Source organism: Streptomyces sp. NPDC088254 (genome assembly GCF_044740925.1).
Taxonomy (GTDB): Bacteria; Actinomycetota; Actinomycetes; order Streptomycetales; family Streptomycetaceae; genus Streptomyces.
This window is the reverse complement of record NZ_JBIURQ010000006.1, coordinates 138,061-157,689: the sequence shown is the minus strand read 5'-3', so window position 1 is coordinate 157,689 and position 19,629 is coordinate 138,061. Positions and strand designations below refer to the sequence as shown.

23 protein-coding genes are annotated in these 19,629 nt (G+C 68.1%); all 23 read left to right on the top strand.

Going from position 1 to position 19,629, the window contains the following annotated elements; genetic code table 11:
• Positions 1-93: 93 nt before the first annotated feature.
• On the top strand, positions 94-345 hold the full coding sequence (locus tag ACIOC0_RS18960) for a hypothetical protein (protein ID WP_402156159.1): 252 nt from the start codon (positions 94-96) through the stop codon (positions 343-345).
• A gap of 314 nt (positions 346-659) precedes the next feature.
• On the top strand, positions 660-3,458 hold the full coding sequence (locus ACIOC0_RS18955; protein ID WP_402156158.1) for a UvrD-helicase domain-containing protein: 2,799 nt from the start codon (positions 660-662) through the stop codon (positions 3,456-3,458).
• Positions 3,459-3,582: 124 nt separating this feature from the next.
• Positions 3,583-3,780 carry a hypothetical protein gene (locus ACIOC0_RS18950; RefSeq protein ID WP_402156157.1) on the top strand — a complete coding sequence of 66 codons (198 nt, stop codon included), beginning with the start codon at positions 3,583-3,585 and terminating at the stop codon, positions 3,778-3,780.
• Between the two features lie 70 nt (positions 3,781-3,850).
• On the top strand, positions 3,851-4,264 hold the full coding sequence (locus ACIOC0_RS18945; protein WP_402156156.1) for an SsgA family sporulation/cell division regulator: 414 nt from the start codon (positions 3,851-3,853) through the stop codon (positions 4,262-4,264).
• A gap of 205 nt (positions 4,265-4,469) precedes the next feature.
• Positions 4,470-4,928, top strand: a complete 459-nt coding sequence (locus tag ACIOC0_RS18940; RefSeq protein ID WP_402156580.1) for a VWA domain-containing protein — start codon at positions 4,470-4,472, stop codon at positions 4,926-4,928.
• Positions 4,855-5,937 (top strand): AAA family ATPase, encoded by a 1,083-nt coding sequence (locus ACIOC0_RS18935; RefSeq protein WP_402156154.1) that lies wholly within the window; start codon positions 4,855-4,857, stop codon positions 5,935-5,937. The genes ACIOC0_RS18940 and ACIOC0_RS18935 overlap by 74 nt, the downstream gene beginning before the upstream one ends.
• A gap of 95 nt (positions 5,938-6,032) precedes the next feature.
• Entirely contained in the window at positions 6,033-6,203 is a 171-nt protein-coding gene (locus tag ACIOC0_RS18930) for a hypothetical protein (RefSeq protein WP_360655293.1), read from the top strand.
• A gap of 5 nt (positions 6,204-6,208) precedes the next feature.
• Positions 6,209-6,571, top strand: coding sequence for an HNH endonuclease (locus ACIOC0_RS18925; protein ID WP_402156152.1), 363 nt, complete (start codon positions 6,209-6,211; stop codon positions 6,569-6,571).
• A gap of 29 nt (positions 6,572-6,600) precedes the next feature.
• A complete protein-coding gene (locus ACIOC0_RS18920) occupies positions 6,601-7,725 on the top strand; it encodes a LacI family DNA-binding transcriptional regulator (protein WP_402156150.1) in 1,125 nt (374 codons plus the stop codon).
• 35 nt (positions 7,726-7,760) lie between these two features.
• The gene (locus ACIOC0_RS18915; protein ID WP_402156149.1) at positions 7,761-7,946 is read left to right on the top strand and encodes a hypothetical protein; all 186 of its coding nucleotides are present in this window, start codon (positions 7,761-7,763) and stop codon (positions 7,944-7,946) included.
• A 41-nt stretch (positions 7,947-7,987) separates the two neighbouring features.
• Positions 7,988-8,710 (top strand): hypothetical protein, encoded by a 723-nt coding sequence (locus tag ACIOC0_RS18910; protein WP_402156147.1) that lies wholly within the window; start codon positions 7,988-7,990, stop codon positions 8,708-8,710.
• A 303-nt stretch (positions 8,711-9,013) separates the two neighbouring features.
• Positions 9,014-9,160, top strand: a complete 147-nt coding sequence (locus ACIOC0_RS18905; protein WP_402156145.1) for a hypothetical protein — start codon at positions 9,014-9,016, stop codon at positions 9,158-9,160.
• A 180-nt stretch (positions 9,161-9,340) separates the two neighbouring features.
• A complete protein-coding gene (locus tag ACIOC0_RS18900) occupies positions 9,341-10,795 on the top strand; it encodes a hypothetical protein (protein ID WP_402156143.1) in 1,455 nt (484 codons plus the stop codon).
• Between the two features lie 293 nt (positions 10,796-11,088).
• On the top strand, positions 11,089-11,337 hold the full coding sequence (locus ACIOC0_RS18895; protein ID WP_402156141.1) for a hypothetical protein: 249 nt from the start codon (positions 11,089-11,091) through the stop codon (positions 11,335-11,337).
• A 368-nt stretch (positions 11,338-11,705) separates the two neighbouring features.
• Positions 11,706-12,158, top strand: coding sequence for a LuxR C-terminal-related transcriptional regulator (locus ACIOC0_RS18890; protein WP_402156139.1), 453 nt, complete (start codon positions 11,706-11,708; stop codon positions 12,156-12,158).
• A 120-nt stretch (positions 12,159-12,278) separates the two neighbouring features.
• The gene (locus ACIOC0_RS18885; RefSeq protein ID WP_402156137.1) at positions 12,279-12,473 is read left to right on the top strand and encodes a hypothetical protein; all 195 of its coding nucleotides are present in this window, start codon (positions 12,279-12,281) and stop codon (positions 12,471-12,473) included.
• Between the two features lie 120 nt (positions 12,474-12,593).
• Positions 12,594-13,568: a hypothetical protein gene (locus tag ACIOC0_RS18880; protein ID WP_402156136.1), complete on the top strand. Its 975-nt coding sequence runs from the start codon at positions 12,594-12,596 to the stop codon at positions 13,566-13,568.
• On the top strand, positions 13,565-14,275 hold the full coding sequence (locus ACIOC0_RS18875; RefSeq protein ID WP_402156134.1) for a hypothetical protein: 711 nt from the start codon (positions 13,565-13,567) through the stop codon (positions 14,273-14,275). Before ACIOC0_RS18880 ends, ACIOC0_RS18875 begins: the two co-directional genes overlap by 4 nt.
• A complete protein-coding gene (locus ACIOC0_RS18870) occupies positions 14,268-15,011 on the top strand; it encodes a hypothetical protein (protein WP_402156133.1) in 744 nt (247 codons plus the stop codon). The genes ACIOC0_RS18875 and ACIOC0_RS18870 overlap by 8 nt, the downstream gene beginning before the upstream one ends.
• Positions 15,012-15,141: 130 nt before the next feature.
• Positions 15,142-16,158: a hypothetical protein gene (locus ACIOC0_RS18865; RefSeq protein WP_402156131.1), complete on the top strand. Its 1,017-nt coding sequence runs from the start codon at positions 15,142-15,144 to the stop codon at positions 16,156-16,158.
• 144 nt (positions 16,159-16,302) lie between these two features.
• The gene (locus ACIOC0_RS18860) at positions 16,303-18,339 is read left to right on the top strand and encodes a hypothetical protein (protein ID WP_402156129.1); all 2,037 of its coding nucleotides are present in this window, start codon (positions 16,303-16,305) and stop codon (positions 18,337-18,339) included.
• Between the two features lie 329 nt (positions 18,340-18,668).
• Positions 18,669-19,076: a hypothetical protein gene (locus ACIOC0_RS18855; RefSeq protein WP_401695929.1), complete on the top strand. Its 408-nt coding sequence runs from the start codon at positions 18,669-18,671 to the stop codon at positions 19,074-19,076.
• On the top strand, positions 19,069-19,581 hold the full coding sequence (locus ACIOC0_RS18850; protein ID WP_402156127.1) for a hypothetical protein: 513 nt from the start codon (positions 19,069-19,071) through the stop codon (positions 19,579-19,581). Before ACIOC0_RS18855 ends, ACIOC0_RS18850 begins: the two co-directional genes overlap by 8 nt.
• Positions 19,582-19,629 lie beyond the last annotated feature (48 nt).

Sequence of the window (19,629 nt, the reverse complement as noted above, 5' to 3'; positions counted from 1 at the left end):
CGCACCGAGGGCTCCTGTTCCAGATGTTCCGGAACAGGAGCCCTCGGCGTACCTCACCGCCACACCCTCATTGCTCAGAAAGGGGGGACAGCCATGTCCACCAAGCTCCCCGAACCTCTGCTCCAAGAGCACCGAAAGCGAGCCATGGAGCTCTCCGCCGCGGCCCGAGCGAACCTCGCCACCCATGTCCGGAGCACTGATGAACTCCGCGAACTGGGCCTCATGCTCGGCCTGGTCGAGGTCGATCCCGCAGGATCCCTCGTCACGGCCTGTCCCTGGGATCTCGATGCCGGCGATGCTGCCGCCGATGGTCCCGACCGGCGCTCGGACTCGACCTCGAAGTGAGATGAGCTGCCGCTGATGAACGACCGCGCGCCTGGGTAGCGCGCGGTGTCCGGGGCGTGGCTTCGCCACATACCCCGGATTCAGGGGCCTAACGGCCCCTGACGGGTGGGTTGAGAGGAACACGGGCGGGGCTCGTCGGCTGACGAGAGCCCCGCCCGTGTTCGTACCTGCGCCCATGGTCCAGCCCTGTTGCTGCGCTTTTCGCTCGCCTTCGAGCATTCGACTGACTATTCATTTCTTGTCGGAATTGCTGTGCGACGTTTTTTGTACCTTCTCTCAATTCGCCTCTTGATCCACCGGAGAAAGGCAACGACATGCCTGTCCTGCTTGATGACCTCGACCTCTCGGCCAATGCCGTTGCTCAGAAGGCCGTCGACCCGAAGTTCTTCTCCTCGAAGCTCACCGGCAACGGCAAGAAGATCGGCCTGCTCAACGAGTCCCTGCTGCCGATCAACACTGCCACCAACACCGCCTACGCCATGACCACCGATATCGAGGTCAAGCAGAGCTCGACACAGCACGACATCACCACGACATCGATCCCGCTCGCACCGATCACGCGCCGCGCCCTGAACGCCGGCGGGTCCTTCACCCTGCCGAGCCCGCACGCCGACGACCGCTTCGCTGTCGACACCTCGTCCAGCCAGTTCGACGACTGGGACGTCGCCTTCGACATGACCCCGCAGGCGCTCGTGTTCTACGAGGACAAGTCTGGCGGCAAGTCCACGCGCGACCTCGTCATCCAGTACCGGATGGAGCTGTACCTCTTCAAGAAGGGGCTCCCCGAGCCCGAGTACGCGACCGCCGTCTCGCGCTCGGTCGGCTACGGCAACCACGACGCCGCCGTCTTCCTGCAGTGGGACACCAGCCCGCTGGAGAACGCCCGTGACTGCGTCCAGGACGTGCTCACATCCGCCGGCCTGACGGCCTGCAGCCTCGGCGATGAGTTCGACGATTGGATGCGCCAGTACTCGATCTACGAGCGCATCACGCGCCTGGCTCAGATCTGGGACTCCGAGGCGATTGCCGACGAGGTCTGCCGCTACATCCAGGACATGCCCGCGGGCCCGACGGAGCAGCAGCTGAACATGCTCGCCGTCCAGCTGCGCTACCTGGAGAACTACAACGTCCCGCTGGAGGCCTACCGCCAGATCCACAAGAAGCTGGATGCGACCTTCTCCGACCAGATCGCCACGAAGCTGTCGAAGCAGAACCTCAGCCTGCTGATGAACCACACGCTCGACCACCTGGAGCAGATGAAGCCTCAGCTGATCGTGCCTGCGCAGCCGGCCACGCCTCCGAATCTGCCGCCTCACCTGTCCAAGCAGCAGCTCGACGCGCTCACCACGCACGAGCCGCTGGTGATGACGCAGGCGGGAGCCGGCACCGGCAAGTCGACCGTGATCCTCGAACGGATCAAGTACCTCGAAGCCTGTGGCGTCCCCGCCTCGGACATCACGGTGCTCTCGTTCACCAACGCCGCTGCCGACAACATCACGGAGAAGAACCCGGACGTCGGCTCGATGACGATCGCCAAGATGATCATCGACATCTACTCGATGAACCACCCGAGGCACAAGGTCTCGGCGATCGACACGATCATCAACTCGATCGACATCTTCTACCCGAACAGCCAGTTCGCGGCGACGTTCCGCCACCGCCTGCTGGAGGTCGATCAGAACAGGACTGGTGCCTTCACGGCCCTGAACACCTTCGTTGAGAGCCACTTCGACGAGGTGATCGCCCTGCTCGACCGCATCGAGCAGACGTCGCTGGAGCTGCAGATCATCATCTGCTACCAGAAGATCGACGACATGACCGAGCCGGCCCACGTGCAGTCGAAGTACCTCATCATCGACGAGGTGCAGGACAACAGCGTGTTTGAGTTCATCTACGTGCTGAAGTACATCACCAAGCACGCTCAGTCCCTGTTCATCGTCGGTGATGCCTCGCAGACGCTGTACGAGTTCCGCTCAGCGAACCCGCGCGCGCTCAACACGCTGGAGGGCTCGGGGGTCTTCGCGACGTTCAAGCTCACGACGAACTACCGGAGCAACCAGGAGATCCTGGACTTCGCAAACGTCGTGCTCGGCGGACTGGAGACCAACCAGTTCGCCAACATCCAGCTGCAGGCGAACTCGCTCGCCATGCCCACGGCCGACTCGTTTCAGGAGAAGGTCACCCTGGAGTACCGCGAGGTAGCCAGACTCACCGGATTCGTCACCCAGGACCTGCAGGCGATCGTGCGCAACACGGTCATCCCCGACTACGTGGACAAGTGCCTGGACCGGGGCGAGCAGGTGGCCTTCCTGGCCTACTCGCGCCGCGAGGTGTCCTTGATCCAGGATGTGCTCGAAAAGCGCTACCCGGACCGCCGCGTCGCCTCTCTGGTCAGCGATCGGGTCTACGCCACGGACATCTTCTCGAAGTACATCAAGTTCTTCTGGAACGACGTCCTGCAGGCACCGCCGGCCAACGCCGCGTTCGTGGTCTCCCAGGGGATCAAGGACAACATGGACAAGCTGACGAAAAACGCTGCCAACGCCAGCGTTGAGAAGGCGATCCTGCGCACGATCTCGGAGTGGTGGATCGAGAACAGCGCGACCATCAACGGCTGGGTCACGCTCTGCCACCAGGGCACGCTCACCCACAAGGAGTTCTTCGATCGGCTGCGCGACAACCTGCTCTCCTTCGAGATTCTGCGGAACCAGCAGAAGCTGAACATCAACAAGCAGAGGAACCAGGAGCGCAAGCGGAAGAACCTCGAGTCCAAGGCCGACCTGGTCGTTTCGACGATCCATGGTGCCAAGGGTCTCGAATTCGACAACGCTGTCGTCCTCTACAGGGAGGACACGAAGATGACCCAGGACGTCAAGCGGATGTTCTACGTCGCCTTCACTCGTGCCATGAAGAGCCAGTACGTACTCGGCTACGGCACCGTGAAGAACCCGCCGATCCAGAGCAGTTACGAGCAGATCGTGACGGCTCTGACCGAGCGCGACAAGAGGAACGCCGCGCGCGCCCTCGGCATCGATCCGGACCTCCTGGACGACAACGACAGCGCTGCTCCCGGCAACACCGACGATCGCTCTGCGGTCACTGCGGCCGTCTGACCAACCGCCGCCACCCCATGCCGCAGGGGCGGGTGATCTCGACGAGCGAGACACCCGCCCCTGCGGTCTTCCACGCTTCACACACCTGAATGACCCAGCCCCCAAGCCCACACCATGACCGTGTTTGGCACACAGGGCTCCCGGCACGAAGGCGTACGACGAACCGCTCGCCGAGAGCCTCGCCGAAGCCTGGCACTACCTCGACCAATGGGCCATCCACGGCGAGGTTCTCTTCGCCATCAACGCCCTGGTAGAACGCCAGGCGCAGCAAGCCGCACCCGCCATGTCCCCCTCACGACCTCGGCGGGACGGCGGTGTTTGAGCATCGCTGGGCGTTGCCGCCCGCCGCCCGCCTCCACCACGCTTTTCCGCCGAAGAACAGGAATCCGCCCATGGGCTTTCCCGGCCTGGAACTGAAGATCCGCATGTCGCTCGTGGCCGGCCCGGACTTGCGTGTATTCGTCCCCGTGCGGCTGTACTACAAGAATACGGACCCCTACGCGGTGCAGTTCTCCTTCGACGTCACGCCCGACGATGTGGTCCGGTGGACGTTCGCCCGGGAGCTGCTCGACCAGGGCCTCACCGCACCCGCTGGCATCGGCGACGTGAAGATCACTCCGATCGGCCCTCACCAGAACCGCCGCCTCAGGATCGAACTGGAATCCCCCGACGGATACGCCCGCCTTGAAGGACCGGCAGCTTCCGTCAAGGCATGGCTCGCCAAGACCTTCGATGTTGTCCCCGCAGGCCGGGAGTCTGAATCCGTCGACATCGACAGCTTCCTCGACGAGCTTCTGACCCGCTGAGCCAAGCACCGCCCCGCACGCCCACAACGGGCCCAGCGCAAGAAGATCCGCGCCGCCATGTCACACCAGCGGTGCGCAGCACACCTCTGCACATGCCCCATCCGCCCAGGTCCCAGACAAGGAGCAAACCTTTGGCCATGCACTGAACAAGACCTCGGACATCAGCTTGGAGAGGGTCGTCGGCACTGCGCCCGACCTCACCGACATGTGCAAGGACGCCGAGACCAGCCTCCGCAAGAGCGACCGCCTCGGCGACCGCGCCGCCGTCTACTTCGTGATCGACCGCTCCTACTTGATGAAGAACTACTTCACCTACGGCACCGTCCAGCGGTTGAGCGACCAGATCCTCAGCCTGTCGGCACACCTCGACGACGACGGCAAGGTCCCGGTCGGCGCGGCTTCTTCTCCAGCGGAATGCACACCCTCACGCGAGGCGGCCTGTTCCGCCGCTCCTAGACCTTCGTCGACGTCGCGCTCGGCGCCCACCAGGGCCGCATCGCCGAGCTGCACAGCGGGCTTCCGATCCGCTGAGTGCCGCTGCCCCGCCGCCGTCTTCACCCACTCAACTCCCGCGAAAGCGAGAAGCCTTCATGCCCGCATCCACGATCGTCGCCTCCGGCGGGGAGTTCCGCCTCTACGGGGACTCCGTGCAGACCTTCGCTGATCTGCCCGTGGCCACCTACACGATCTCCTTCTCCCAGGTGGCCGGCTACAGCCTGCGCCAGACGGAGCCGCTGGCATCCGCTGAGGAGACCGTCTACGGCAGCCACGCCTCCCGTGTACAGCGGATCGTCACCGGCTACTCCGCTATGGACCGTTCGCTCGGCGTCATCCTCTCTGGCGACAAGGGCATGGGTAAGAGCCTCATGCTCCGCCTGCTCGCCGAGCGGATGCGCGAGGAACACCACCTGCCCACCGTGCTCGTGCAGCACGACACGCCGGGGCTGGCCGCCTTCCTCGACGAGCTGGGCGAAGTCGTCGTTGTCTTCGACGAGTTCGAGAAGATCTTCTCCAACGAGGACGACGAGTCGCAGAACCAGTTCCTGAGTCTGTTCGACGGGCTGAGCACGACGAAGCGCCTCTACGTCCTGTCGGTCAACGAGCTGCACCGCGTCAACGACTACATGCTCAACCGCCCCGGCCGCTTCCATTACCACATGCGCTTTTCCTACCCCGAGCCCGAGACGGTGGCCACCTACCTGCGCGACCAGGTGCCCGGAGTGGCCGAGAAGCAGGTGGCCGAGATCGTCGACTTCTCCCGGAAGTACGACATCAACTTCGACCACTTGCGGGCGATCGCCTTCGAGCTGCGCCTGGGCGAGTCGTTCGCTGAGGTGATCGGTGACCTGAACATCAAGCGCAGCGAGCACGCCGGCTCGCGGATCGAGGCCCACATCACCTGGAAGAACGGCGACACCGACGTCTTCGATGGCCGTGTCGATCTGTTCAACAGCGACAGCCTGCAGACCATCAACGACTGGGACACCGGCACCGGGCTGCAGTTCCGCATGCGCGACGCCGTCCCGTCCGAGGACGGCTACCAGCTCCCGGATGGTGCCTTCACGCTCACCGACCTCCGCGACGAGGACGACAAGTCGCCCGACGACAAGAAGGACCTGAGCGCCGCCTCGGTGACCCTGCGCCGTCCCCCGAAGTACTCCATCGACTTCTGAGGACGTCCCATCCGAACCGCCGAGGAGCCACTCCGGTCTCCTCGGCAGTTCGCTGTCCGGCTCACGCGTTCCTGTACAGAAAGCAGCCTTCGACCATGCCCAAGTACTGCATCGTCTCCGAGCCTGACCCCGGCGCAGAGCATCGTGAGCCCCGAAGGGCCAACCTTTGCCTCGGCAAGGCCCGTCTCGTCACGGTCATCGACTCCGAGGACCTGTTCTGGGCGACCAGGCGTGAGCTGATCTCCTTCGGCAACGACCTGCACTGAGCGCCATGCAGCCAGATCCGACTGTGCTGCTCGCCTGCCTGGCCGTCGCTGCGCTCGGCATCCTGTGCCTCGCCGCCGGCGCTGGCCGTAAGCGGCGCTGGCGGGACCCCACCCGGCTTTTCAGCTGGTCCCAGAAGCAGCAGCTCATCCGCCAGGCCAACGGCCGGTGCGAGCACAAGCCGCCCCTCTGGTTCCGGTGCCCGGCACCGGGGACCGAGGGCGATCACATACACCCCTGGAGCCGTGGCGGGCCGACTGAACTGTGGAACGGCCAGTTGCTCTGCCGTCGGCACAACCGGCGGAAGTCCAACCGCGTGCCGAGCCCCCTCTACCACTGGCGTCTCGCGCGGCGGCGCAAGAAGTACTGACCACCCCGACACACAGCAGGAGCAAACTCATGGCCTCGGACGACTCGCATGCAGGGAAGCATCAGGTGAGCCGCGCGGAAACCTCTCGTCGAGGCAGCCGACCGGGCCGGGCCGGCATCAGAGACGTGGCCGCCGCTGCCGGAGTCTCCATCACGACCGTTTCCGACGCCCTCAACGGCAAGGGCCGGCTCCCGGACGCCACCCGACGCCATGTCCGCGAGGTCGCCGACCTGCTGGGCTACCGGCCCTCGGCCGCGGCCCGCACGCTCCGTACGGGCAAGTCAGGACTCATCGGCCTGACCGTGACGACATACGGGGATGAACCTTTCACCTTCACCGAGTTCGCGTACTTCGCCGAGACGGCCCGCGCCGCCACCTCGGCCGCGCTCGCCCGCGGCTACGCGCTCGTGATCCTCCCCGCGACCTCGCGCCACGACGTCTGGTCGAACGTCGCCCTCGACGGCACGGTCGTCATCGACCCGTCCGACCACGACCCGGTCGTCAGCGAACTGGTCCGGCAGGGGCTGCCGGTGGTCTCCGACGGCCGCCCGGCCGGCGCGCTGCCGGTCACCGCGTGGGTCGACAACGACCACGAGGCCGCCGTACTCGGCATCCTCGACCACCTGGCCGCGGCGGGCGCCCGCCGGATCGGACTGCTGACGGGCACCACGACGGACACGTACACCCACCTGTCGACGACCGCCTACCTGCGCTGGTGCGAGCGGGTCGGCCAGGACCCGGTGTACGAGGCCTACCCGGCGCACGACCCGTGTGCCGGCGCCGTCGCCGCCGACCGGCTGCTCGCCCGGCCCGACCGGCCCGACGCCGTCTACGGCCTGTTCGACCCGAACGGCACCGACCTGCTCGCCGCCGCCCGCCGCTACGGCCTGCGCGTACCGGACGACTTGCTTCTGGTCTGCTGCAGCGAATCCACCGTGTACGCCAACACCGAGCCGCCCATCACCACGCTCTCCCTGAAGCCGCGCCGCATCGGCACGGCCGTGGTCCAGCTCCTCATCGACGCCATCGAGGGCGTGGACTCGGACCACCCGGTCGAGCAGGTGATACCGACCGAGCTGATCGTGCGTACCTCGTCCCAGCGACGTGCGCCGCGCACGACAGTAAGCCCGCCGCGGTCGCCGGAGGAGGGGTAGGGCACGGGGGCGCCGGATGGTCCCTCAGCGACGCCGTGAGCCGAGCCGCCAACGACGTGAGCGATCTCGCGCTCGTGAACGAGCAGGTACGTGACGCGGCCAACCTCATCGACAGCGCCGCGCTGCACTACCTCGAGAACCCCGGCGCGACCCTGCGCCAGGCGATCAAGGCCAGCTGCGACCAGGACGTCGACGACGTCCTCGGCTGGATCCAGGACTGATCCGACCCACTAATTCCCCCATCCTGAAGGAGCAGATCATCATGGGCGCGAGCATGCTCACCGCCACCATCGCCTTCCCGGCCGAAAGCACCGAACCGCCGAACTTCGACCGAGGCCGTCAGCTGCTCGAAGAGATCACAGACGCCTCGCTCTTCACCTTCGAGGAGCCTGAGGCTGAACTGGAGGAACTGCTGCCGGATCTGGACGGCGAGTCCGACCTCGTCGACGAGAACGGCGAAGTACTCATCGAGTACGCCCGGCGTGCCGGTCTCGTCATCATCAACAACCTCGAAGAGGCCCTCGACTCCCGGGAGACGACATTCCTCACGGTCGCCGACTACAGGCTCTACATCTCCGGCGGGCTCTCCAGCGGCGGCGCCCCCACGGACGCAACCGAGGCGATCTGGGGCGCCTACAAGCTGCCCGAGAGCGTGCTCCTCGCCATGGGCTTCATCCCGGACTACGAGCAGCCGCTCTCCCGCGCGAACAGCCGCGGGGTCAGCACGCCCCTCACTGACACCGACGTGGTCGACGCGATCGCGCTCGGCCTGGGCACCTCGCCGGAGTGGCCCGGCACGGACACCCTCAAGTGGATTGCCGAGGCCATCGGCAAGGTGCGTGACGAACCCGGCAACGCTGAGCCCGTCGAGTACCTCAAGCGCTGGTCAGAGCGGTACGGCTTCGACCCGCTGTCGAGCAAGTTCCTCTCGGCGTACATCGACGAAGAGATCGGCAAGGCCGGCGAAGAGGAGAGCGAGGACTGACAGCACTCGCACGACCCATAACCTGCAGCACTTGGTCAATCAGCTCAACCACCACCTCGAAGAGGCCGGATACGAGACCACCCAGACCGCCGTTGGAGGAGTTCGGCTACCTGAAGCGGACCAGGGAGCCCACCGACAAGGGCACCTTCCGGCACGACCAGGTGGTGTGCGATGACCCGGAGCTTCAGGGCGGGCCACCAGCGCATGAAAATCCGGCGCCGGAGAATCCGCCGGAATCGGGGCCACCAGGGACGGGAAATCCGGCGCCGGTATGCCAGTGACAACCACCCCTGAAGGAGACGCATGTCCGGGCCCATGACCACTCTCCACGTGCCCCCGGACGACCTGTATGCCGCAGCTGTGGAACTGGAGCAGACCGGTCGCGTCGAATGGGTCGACCAAGGCGGCGAAACAGTCGTACTGATCCCGCCCGCCACCAACTACGACTGATTTCACAACGCACCCGCGACCGACACGGGATGCGGCACCCCAGGTTGGCGACGCCAACGTGCGCGGCTGGTTCTTGCGGGAGGGCTGCTCCCAATGGCTGTCCGAGACGGATCTCGACTGATCGCCCGCTGGCGACCACCACGCCCGCCTGCCGCACGCCCCTACTGGAAGGACCCTGTGATGACGCTCCCCACCCCCGGCCAGTTGCGCACGCTCATACATGACGCGCTCACCACAGCGCTGACCCGCGACGCCGCCACACTGCCGACCTCCATGCTCTACACGCCCGGCTGCCGCCCCGCGCTGTTCATAGACAGCAGCGTGGTCCGCGGCGGTCCCGGAGTCGGCAAGACGTTGTGGGCCCGGGTCCTGACCGACCCTGACCTCCGTGCGGCAGCCGCCCAGGACTTGAAGATGCCGCGCCTGGCTGATACCCGGGTGATCTCTGCCCACGGAGCCACAGGAGACAGCGACGGCTATCCGGCCGCGCCGGAGCTGGAGGCACTGCTCGGCGAAGGAATCCGCCCCGTGACGGTGTGGACCGCTGTCGCCCTGATCGCCCTGGGCGTCTGCGACCTCACACACCTGCCCAGCTGGCGCGACCGCGTGCAGTGGCTGCTGCGTAACCCCGACGCCCTGCGCCAGGCCGTGGCCGACCTGAACTCGCAGGGCCGCACTCATCTGGTTGTCTTCGACAGCCTGGACCGGCTCCACCCCGATCAGCGCACTACGGATCGCCTCGCCTCCGGAGTCCTCCAGCTCGCTGCCGACCTGGCCCGCCTCGGGCCGCGCGTGAGGGCGAAGGTCTTCCTCCGCCCCGACACCCTCGACGCGGCCATGTGGGCGCTCACGTCCGAGGCCCGACGTGCTCTGCGTACGGCGGACTTGAACTGGAGCACGCCGGACCACTGGGGCCAGGTGACCGGAACGCACCTCTACGGGCTGTTCTTCCAACTCCTGGCGAACCACCCCAGTGAGGGTGCCGCCGCCTTCCGTTCTCTGACCCCGGGCTGGGAGCTCACCCCCGACGGCCGCTTCAGCGCCGCCGAGCAGCTGACCTCCGATCCCGCCGCGCAGGAACGCCTCTTCACCATGATCGCGGACCCGTACATGGGCACGACCGCCCGCAGGGGCTCCACGTACCGGTTCATGCTTACGTATCTCCAGGACGGCGTCGGCGGACTCAGCCCGCGCCCGTTCCTCATCGCACTGAGGCAGGCCGTGCGCCACGCCCTGGACGATCACCCCGACCACCCGCGCGCCCTTCACCATCAGGACATCCGCCGGGGCGTGCCGGAGGGAGCGCGTGCGCGCGCCGCAGAGGTCGAGCAGGCCATGCCGTGGGTGCGGGCGGCGCTCGCTCCGCTGGCCGGGCAGCAGCTGCCGATCGACTCCGACCAGGTCATCGCCCAGTGGGACCGCGCGCGCCTGCCAGACCGTCTTCGCCGTCTCGGCTCCCGCGCGGCGGACCCGTACCCCAGCGGCATGCGGCACCTGGCCCGCTACCACGACCTCCTCGAAGAGCTCACTGCCGCTGGCGTCGTGCACCCCAGGACCGATGGGTCCTGGGACATGCCCGCGCCGTTCCGCACAGCGCACGGCCTGGGACGCCGAGGAGGCGTGAAACCGGCCTAGGCTCCTGTCTAGCCCCGGCTGCGGCGCGCCCGGACTCCGGCCACGCACCGGCACGCGCACCAGCTATCGCGCTGCCTCGCCGCCGGATACCGACTAGTGGGGGTGCGCCTCCCGTCGGCTGCGGCGAGTGGTCGCACAGCGTGAGCGCAGGCGCTGGTTGGCTCGGTTCCTGAAGCCGAAGGTGTTGCGCGCTTCGAGCTTGATGAGGCGGTAAACCAGGCGCTCAAAGATAAAGTCGGTAACCACAAAGAGAACGCTTCGGGTTCTGCCGCCCAGGCGGCAGCGTGCCGACCGTGAGCCGGCGCGCCATGAAGGTCGCCAAAGGCTTCTGCGGCAAGTACCCGCTGCACAGCTTCCACGGGGTTCGCTCGATGGCCACGCGCGCCATTCAGGCGGGCTACGACGAACCGTGCATCACCCGCGCCCTCAAGGCCCTCGCCGAGGCGGGCAAGCCCGTTCCGCTCGGCACCTTGCGGTGGGACCTGGAAGGGCCGCCGACGTTTGAGCGGCAGCCGCGCACGGTCGACGACCCCGGCACCTAGGTCAACGACCGTGGAGTGGACGAGGTGCTGTGGTGAGCGACGTCCCCGACTACGTCCGCGGCCCCGGCCTCCAGCGGCCCCGCCGCCTGCAGAGCACCACTTCGGCTGGCCGGGCCCCGTGCCCGTGGGCCGAGTGCAGGTGCACGCACGAGCCTCCGTGCGTGGCGGGCTGGATCGACACCGACGAGCAGGAGCCCGAGCGCGGCGCCGACGGCGCAGACGCCGTACCCGGGACGGCCAGCCCGTCACCCACCAGACGACGCGCCCGTGCGCCAACTGCTGCCCCGAGGCGGCCCAGACCCTGGCTGACCCGATGCTCACGCGCGGTCAACAACTCTCCAAGATCCGTAGGCGCAAGGAGCGCTGACATGTCCTCAACCCCAACCACCAAGACGCGTCCCCATACGCGGTATGAGGAGCTGATCCACGACCTGGGGGACGCCGCCGACCGGACGCGGGAAGGGTGGCTGACGAAGCGCAGCGTCGTCGCAACCTTCCTGGAAACCGTCAAGCCTCACTTGGAGGCGGCTTTCCACCGCGGCAGGCTCGGCCGCCTGCGCGACCAGGGCCTCACGGTCCCCAGCCTGAAAGCCCCCCTCTCCGAGCGCGAAAAGCAGGTCGGCGCCCGGATGGCGCGCGGCCTGTCCAACGCGGCCATCGGCCTGGAGCTGTTCATCTCTGAGGACACGGTCAAGACCCACGCGCGCCGCCTCTTCAAGAAGATCGGCGCCCACGACCGGGCCCACGCTGTCGCCCTCCTGCTCATTCGGGGCGACATCACGGCGGCCGACGTCCTGGAGCCCCTGGATGACGACCGTTGACACCACTCTCCCGCACCGGGCGCCTGGTCCACCTCGTCGAAATCCGGCGGCGCGGCGATGAATACCCAGCAGCTGCGCTGGCGGGCATGGTGCGGCGGCTGCCAGTTTCACAGCGCCACCGTGAACGTCTGGTCCCCGGACGGCTCGTATCCCATCGAGGCGACCACGCTCACCGACACCGCGGAATTCCAGGACTTCTCCTGGGGCCACGGGTACGAGCGCGAGATGCCGCTCGATACCGCCGCGAAGGAATTGGCCGAGGCCGTCCTCGCGACGCTCCCGGCCCAGAAGAAGCAGCCCGTGCTGGTCAGCTGAGCCCCGTACGACAAGCCGGGGCCTCCGTTCAACGGAGGCCCCGGCTTCGTCATGCCGTCGTGCTCGCCGCCTCACCCACAACATCCCACCGCACGTCAGAGAAAGCGCAGCACACTCATCATGACCAAGCCGACCAACCCCTACGCCCACGCCTACGCGGACTTCCTGAGCGAAACCGCCGAGCACCGGCTCGTGGTGCTCCACGATGACGGCCTCTACCGCCATCTGCGGATCCAGAAGCCCTGCACCCGCATGTGGTCCTGGGACATCACCACCTGGCCGGGGCACCTGGCCACCTCCGGCGACATCGCTGACGGCTACATGTTCACCCGCGAACTGGACATGATCGACTTTCTTAGCGTCTCCAGAAGGTGCCGCGACTACTACTCCGACGGCGCGCCGAGCATCGACGTGCGCTACTGGGCCGAGAAGCTCTGCGGCGGCCGCGCGCACGAGGTGAAGAAGTACGACCAGGATGTGTTCCTGCGGCACGTCAAGGACAGTCTCGGCGAACACGAGGACCTCGGCGACGAGGCGCAGCACTTCCGTGAACGGCAGCTCGCGCTCCTGCTCAGGCTGCACGAACTACGCGGCCTGGACGAAGCGGCAATGCAGGAGCGCCTCCGGGCGCACTGGAGGAAGGAGCTCAGCGTCGTCGAGCTCTGGGCAGCCGACGACCTCTCCGACGAGCAGTTCGAGAAGCTCGACTCCGAGTTCGACTGGTCCGAACTCGCCGATGCGCCTGTGTCCGAGCAGTCGCCTGCCGAGCGTGCTGCCGAGATCCTCGCCGAGGCCCGGATGTACGCCGGCGACGAGCACGAGGCGCGCGAGTGGCTGCACGAGAACTCCGAAACCTTCGGCGAGGACACCTGGGAGTGGGACCTGCGCGACTACGACATCCACTTCCTGTTCACCTGCTACGGCATCGACCTGGCCGTGCGGCTCTACCGCGAGCACCAGTCCCAGCAGGCTGAGCCTCCTGAGTCCACACGCCTCAGCAACCGCTTCCTCGGCTTCCTGGCGCGCAGCTTCCGCGCGCTCGGCCGCCCACGACGGCGGGCCAGCCACCCGGCGACCGAGGCGGTGCAGTCATGAGCCGCCGTCCCATCCAGGACCCAGCGTTCGACGCAGAAGGTGACAGCGAGATCCACCCCGCCTTCGGCGTCGCGGTCGTGACCCGAAGAAGCGGAGGAGGTCGTTCGCTGTTCCAGTCCGACCTGCTCCACAACGAGACCATCTCGCTCTCCGTCCACCAGGCCACGCGCAAACGCGACCTCAACCACGACTGGGTCCATCCAGGCCGGGAGCTCGTGGAGATCGAGATGAGCCTCGCCCAGTGGGGCTCGCTCGTGTCCTCCATGGGGCTCGGCAGCGGCGTGCCGGTGACCATCCGGCGTACCCAGCAGGACGCCTTCGTGCCCGAGATCCCTCATCAGCCCCGCACCGCCGAGAGCCTGCGGGAGGTCCGCGAGGTCACCGACCGGATGTACGCCCGTGTCAAGGCCGCCACGGCGGCCCTGCACGAGGCGATCCACGAGAAGAAGGGCGTGAGGGCCACCAAGGAAGCACTCAGCGCACTGGAGAACGCCGTCGCCGGTGCGGGCAGCAACGCCCAGTTCACCGTCGACTCACTCGTGGAAGCCGGCGAGCAGGTCGTCGCCCAGGCCCGCGCCGACATCGAGGCCCACGTCCTGGAGGTCGTCCGGCTGACGGGTGCCGAGCCCTCCATCGAAGCCTCGTCATTCGATGCCCCGGCGCTGCCGGGACCAGCTACCAGCCGAGAGGCGCCCACCGATGCCTGAACTCACCGTGCCCGATGAGCTGTTCGACGCCGATTTCGTCGCCTCCGACGAGCACAGCCGGGCCGACCGCTTCGACTGGATCATCCAGGACGGCCAGCTCGTCCACGCTCCCGTCGTCGGCTGGACCTGGGCGTGCCCCAAGTGCGGCGAGTCTGGGACCTTGCCGAAGGACCCTGTCGCCCTCGCCTCCCCGCACGGAACGCAGCACGCAGCGGGCCCAGTGCCACTCCCGGTCTCCGTCGTGCGCAAGTTCCCTCCGACCACGCCGTCAAGCACGAGCTGCCTCGCCGAACTGCTCGCCGAAGCACCGCCCGCCATTACCGTCCGGGAGTGGCTCGCCGCCCGGGGCCCTGCCCTTCTGGGAACAAAGGTCCACCCGGCTCTATGGCACATGGCGCGCCGCCGTACGGCGGAGGATCTCGTTCAGCGGTGGCGGCAGACGCGGGATGCCGCCGAGGCCGCGTGGGAAGAAGTACTAGCCGACAAGATCCGCCGTCATCCGGCCTACCTGCACCCGGTGCACCCCATGGTGCCGGTTCTGGCACGGTTTTGGGCCGTGCACGGCAAGCGCGGGCCGTTCTGGGATGGCACGGGCGTCCGTCTCGTGGCCGAGGACGGCAGCGAGCTGTGCACCTTCGACCTCGGCGACAGCCCCGAGACGACTGCGGCCCTTGACGCCCTGACCGAACTCTGCCCGCCGCGCTGGGAGGAAGACGAGCGGGACACGCTGCTGTGAGACCGCACCCGCCGCTGGGTGGGGCGCGGCACCCATGCCGCGCCCCGCTCCTCCTCCCTGGCGGAGGACGACTTCACCACTCTCGCAGGCTGGGCAGCAAGCATCAGCACCCAACACCCGGAGCACACCGATGACCGAACGAACCAAGGTGTTCACCGCCGACATCGCCGAGCGCGCCGTGCGCGTCACCTGGCCTGACAACGACCGCGGCGGGGCCACGCCGCCACCGGACGGCTGGCAGGACCGAGCGTGGGCGCAGGAGCCGACATTGCATGAGATCGACGAAGGGTCGGTGTCCGGCTGCTCGATCCTGCGCTGGCGGGAGGACCCGCGCCCGGACTCCGAGTTGATCGGCGCGTCGCTGGCACTCGTCACCGGCAGGCCGCAAGCTGCCCCGCCTCCCGCCGCGCCGCCTGCGGACCGGCCTCTGCCCCCGCTGCTGATCGGTGCGCAGGTCGAGGCGTACGCCCTCGTGGTTCGCCGCCAGACCTGCGATGACCTTGCGGGGGAGCTCCGCAATGATGGCCAGGTTCTGGCCGCCGATCTCGTGGACGAGAACCGCGACTTCACCGAGATATCCCGCTCCCTGGCCGCCATCCCCGCCGCACCGAAGACGGAACACGGTGCCTACTGCCGCCCCTTCGACTGCCGGTGCGGCTGCGACCGGGCCCAGAACTGCCTCGACTGCCACCGCTGTGTGTGCTGGCGCGCGCAGTGTTGCGCCCAGGTCGCCACCGACTACGCCCGCGCATGGGCCCGCAAGACCGCCCTGCGGGCACTCCTGGACGCCGTGGGCTCGGTGATGCTGACCGAGCTGCGAGAGACCGTCGCCGAGGCCGAGGAAGCCGCCCTGCGCGACACGATCGCCCGCCGGGTCCGCTTGCTCACGCCGGCCGACGGCCCCCGCTACACGCATGCCGTCTTCGCGGCCTATGACTCCAAGCTGGGCATGGGCCATGCCGACTACCGCCTCCACGACGTGGAGCTGCACGAAGACGAAGACAAGCACGAGGACGAGGACGAGGACGAGGGCGGGCCTGCGACCGTCGACCTGGACGACGATGTCCTGTCCGCCGCGCTCGGCACTCTCGCCGGGCTTCTGCGCCCCGACGAAGGCGCGGACCTCGCCGTCGACCTCACCGACTGACCCCGAACACCGAAACGGCGGGGCGCGCGTGGCCTAGGAGGTCGCCCGAGGGCGCCTCGCCGCAGCGCTTCTGGCCCGCGCGCCACACGAACCATGCGCGCCCTGCACCCCTTTGCTTTCACTACCCACCAGGAGAACCGCGCCATGTCTGCGATCACCACCGCCCCAGCACAGGTCGGCAATGGCAAGGCCGTGCACTACGTCCGCAAGGACGCGTTCCACTCCCACACCATCGGCTGCGGTCGACTGGTGTCCCGGGAGCTGACCGCCCAGGAGGCCGCAGACCGCAAGGCGTGCGGTCCCTGTAAGCGCGCCGTGGAGGTCCTGGCCGCCGAGCCGCCGGCCGAGACCGAGGCCCTCGCCGCCGGCGCCGCCGAGCAGGCCCCAGCCGCCCCAGCGGAGGACGACCAGGCCGTCAAGGTCGCCGACATCGAGCGGCGCGTGCGCCCCCTGGATGCCGACACCGTCATGGTCGCGACCATGTTCGACCCGGAGTTGACCTACTACGCGGACGGCACCCGGGTGGTCATGCGCGCCAAGGACAGCGAGCGCACCGGCACCACGTTCGGCATGGCGGACGGCGCCGCCCCCTACGCCTACCAGGCCGTACGCTGGGACGACGGTGGCGCCGACCTGGTCGCCCCCCACATCCTTCACCGCGCCGACCAGGGCGACCAGGCGTGCCGTCAGGAGCTGGTGACCGAGGTCGCTGCCCGGACGCTCGTCCTGGCCAGCCACGCCACCGCCCACGCCTTCCAGCCGGTCGACCTGCCGGACAGCGAGCGTATCGCCTGGACGTTCCGCACCGGCCACGGCGCCCGCGCCCGCTACCACTGGGTGTCCGTCCGCAACATCATCAGCCAGGGCGACGGCAGCGAGTACCGGTGGCAGGCTGACCAGGCCGCCCGCCTCGCCCGCCGCACCGGCCTGGACGACGCCCCCATGGCTGAGCACATCGCCGTGGTGACCGCCGAGCCCACCGAGGTTCTGGAGCGCATGGCCGCCGCCCTGGACCCGGACACAGTGCGCCTGGAGCCGGACGGCGCCGCCCGCTGGGCCGTCGTCCGCGGCGGCACCTTCCTGGGCACCGTCCACGATGAGGGCGCCCGCATGCGCCGCGGCCGCTACGCCGCCTGGGCCCCCTACGCTGAGCGCCGCGACGGCAAGGTCGGGTTCCACCACGACCTGGACGCCGCCAAGGACGCCGTGGCCCAGGCGTGGCCCGTGGAGGTCGCCGAGATCGCTGGCGAACTGGGCGTGCCGGTCACCCAGGTGATGGAGGTCGCCGAGCAGGTCGACCAGGATTGGAAGGCCCAGGGACGCCGCGCCGTCCTGCGCGCCGAGGCGTATGCGGGCACGGACAGCCGGGTGACCCAGGCCGCTGCCGCCGAGGTGCGCCGCCGCCTGGAGGTGCCCTTCCACGGCCCGGCCGACTACGACGGCCCGACCGGCCTGTGCGGCTACGACGACCACACCGCGCCCCTGCTGTCCTCCGGCAAGCTCGCCCAGCACGACCGCCAGCAGGGCGTCATATGGGGGTGCCCGGGGAGCTGCCGCCCCGCCCGCGGCCGCCGCGAGGAGCTGACCATGCGCGACACCACGGCCGTCTTCCACACCCCGCCGCGCCCCCGGGGCCTGGCCTGCCACGCTAAGGGCGGCGACCTGGTAGTGGTCGACGGCCAGGCGATGGAGGTCAAGGGCCTCCAGGTGGACACGACCACCAACGCCCACGTGTGGCTGGTCCTGGACCGCGTCAACGCCGGACCGCTCCGCTTCACCCTGGAGGACCGGCTGGAGTACCGCCGACGCGTGCGCCGCGTGGACGTGCCGTGCCGGGAATGCTGCATGTACGTGGTCATGGAGGTGGACGAGGCGGTCGACGGAGTCCCCAACACCCGCCTGTGCGGTCTGTGCGACCGCCCGCAGCCGGGAGAGATGACCGAGGACCAGGCCCGGTCCCGCGTGGCCGTTACGCACCCGCACGCAGAGGCGTTCCAGGCCGAGCGTACCGAGCGCGGCCGCCTGACCGGCTACACGTTCCGGGCCGGCCGCCTGCACTCCGCCCGGTACGGCTGGATCACCGCGGCCGGGACGTACGCCCAGGCCCTGGAGGAGTACCGGTCGCAGGCCGCCGCCATGCTTCCCATCGCCGTCCGCGACGAGCAGGCCGCCCGCCCTTGACCCCTACCCCCGGCCGAGACTGCCGACCTGGATGACGAGGTTCTGTCCGCAGCGCTCGGTACCCTCCCGCTGCTGCGCCCCGACGAGGGCGCTGACCTCACCGTCGCCCTCACCGACGAGGGGAAGTTCTGAAGTCGCGACCGTCCATCCGTCAGGGCCCGTGCCCCGGCTCCGCACCGTGCGGGACTGGGGCACGGGTCTCTTCTTTCTCCTAACCGCTCCGCCTCTCAGAGGCGGAACGATCGACCATTCGATGCCCTTATCGACTCGGCGAACAAGGTCGTATGCGAGTCGATGACAAGCTATTCCCGACTGATTAGGCTGAAGGTATGACTCACAACAGCAACTCTCACGACAACGGCACTCCCGACGCCGAGCTCCCGAAGTTCTCCGTCAATGTCGTCCCGACCGACCAGCTCAGGCGCGAGGACCTTGCCACGATGCTGAACCTCTATCGCCGCGGCGAGATCACGCCACTGATCTTCGGGGACGACAACAAGCCCGAGGCCGCGATCATCCCCTTCGCCGCGTTCGTGCGCCTCATGAAGTACGACCACGCGGCCCACGTCCACGCTGAGGCTGCCTTCCAGGCCGAGCTCTCCCGCCGCATCCAGGAATCCGACGCCTCCGGCGAGGCGAGCATGACCATCGAAGAGCTCGCCGAGAGCCTCGGCCCGCTCGGTCGGCAGTGGGCGGATGAGCATCGTGCTGCCCAGCAGGAGAAGCGTGATGAGTGAGCGTCAGCCTCCCATCCGCCTCCTGCCGACTGCCGGTCTCAAGCAGGACCTCCAGACGCTCCACGATGCCGCGGTGATGCACCCTCATGGACCGGAGGACCGGCTCCTGCGCGTGGCTCTCAATCAGCTGGGCCGGATCAGACAGGGCGCGCCGAGCACGCACCCGCTGGAATACATGCCCAGTTATCCCGACCTCTCTGATTGCGAGACCACGTACGTCGGCGCGGATCCGAATGCGAAGCCCTCGCACCGGATCGTCTGGCGGGAGCGCGCGCCCCAGCGCCCGGGCGAGCCCGTCACCCGCGAGATCATCGCCCTGGGTGAACGCGCGAACGGGCAGGCCTACTACATGGCCGGCCAGCGTCTGGGGCGCCCTGTGGGCTTCACTCTCGCCGAACTGGCTGCGCAGCGCGAGCCGATCGCGAGTCCCTCGCGACTCCGACGGCGCTCGATCGGCAGCTTCGACACGCCATCCGCGGATGAGCCCGACCTCCAGTTCGAGTGACCTGTAGTCCGCGATTCTGTTCCTCACTGAGAGCTTCTCGTAGAATGG

Excerpts from the sequence above, each read along its gene's own strand:
- ACIOC0_RS18960 (WP_402156159.1), top strand. The coding sequence starts at position 94 with ATGTCCACCAAGCTCCCCGAACCTCTGCTCCAAGAGCACCGAAAGCGA.
- ACIOC0_RS18955 (WP_402156158.1), top strand. The coding sequence starts at position 660 with ATGCCTGTCCTGCTTGATGACCTCGACCTCTCGGCCAATGCCGTTGCT.
- ACIOC0_RS18945 (WP_402156156.1), top strand. The coding sequence starts at position 3,851 with ATGGGCTTTCCCGGCCTGGAACTGAAGATCCGCATGTCGCTCGTGGCC.
- ACIOC0_RS18940 (WP_402156580.1), top strand. The coding sequence starts at position 4,470 with ATGTGCAAGGACGCCGAGACCAGCCTCCGCAAGAGCGACCGCCTCGGC.
- ACIOC0_RS18935 (WP_402156154.1), top strand. The coding sequence starts at position 4,855 with ATGCCCGCATCCACGATCGTCGCCTCCGGCGGGGAGTTCCGCCTCTAC.
- ACIOC0_RS18930 (WP_360655293.1), top strand. The coding sequence starts at position 6,033 with ATGCCCAAGTACTGCATCGTCTCCGAGCCTGACCCCGGCGCAGAGCAT.
- ACIOC0_RS18925 (WP_402156152.1), top strand. The coding sequence starts at position 6,209 with ATGCAGCCAGATCCGACTGTGCTGCTCGCCTGCCTGGCCGTCGCTGCG.
- ACIOC0_RS18920 (WP_402156150.1), top strand. The coding sequence starts at position 6,601 with ATGGCCTCGGACGACTCGCATGCAGGGAAGCATCAGGTGAGCCGCGCG.
- ACIOC0_RS18910 (WP_402156147.1), top strand. The coding sequence starts at position 7,988 with ATGGGCGCGAGCATGCTCACCGCCACCATCGCCTTCCCGGCCGAAAGC.
- ACIOC0_RS18905 (WP_402156145.1), top strand. The coding sequence starts at position 9,014 with ATGTCCGGGCCCATGACCACTCTCCACGTGCCCCCGGACGACCTGTAT.
- ACIOC0_RS18900 (WP_402156143.1), top strand. The coding sequence starts at position 9,341 with ATGACGCTCCCCACCCCCGGCCAGTTGCGCACGCTCATACATGACGCG.
- ACIOC0_RS18890 (WP_402156139.1), top strand. The coding sequence starts at position 11,706 with ATGTCCTCAACCCCAACCACCAAGACGCGTCCCCATACGCGGTATGAG.
- ACIOC0_RS18880 (WP_402156136.1), top strand. The coding sequence starts at position 12,594 with ATGACCAAGCCGACCAACCCCTACGCCCACGCCTACGCGGACTTCCTG.
- ACIOC0_RS18875 (WP_402156134.1), top strand. The coding sequence starts at position 13,565 with ATGAGCCGCCGTCCCATCCAGGACCCAGCGTTCGACGCAGAAGGTGAC.
- ACIOC0_RS18870 (WP_402156133.1), top strand. The coding sequence starts at position 14,268 with ATGCCTGAACTCACCGTGCCCGATGAGCTGTTCGACGCCGATTTCGTC.
- ACIOC0_RS18865 (WP_402156131.1), top strand. The coding sequence starts at position 15,142 with ATGACCGAACGAACCAAGGTGTTCACCGCCGACATCGCCGAGCGCGCC.
- ACIOC0_RS18860 (WP_402156129.1), top strand. The coding sequence starts at position 16,303 with ATGTCTGCGATCACCACCGCCCCAGCACAGGTCGGCAATGGCAAGGCC.
- ACIOC0_RS18855 (WP_401695929.1), top strand. The coding sequence starts at position 18,669 with ATGACTCACAACAGCAACTCTCACGACAACGGCACTCCCGACGCCGAG.
- ACIOC0_RS18850 (WP_402156127.1), top strand. The coding sequence starts at position 19,069 with ATGAGTGAGCGTCAGCCTCCCATCCGCCTCCTGCCGACTGCCGGTCTC.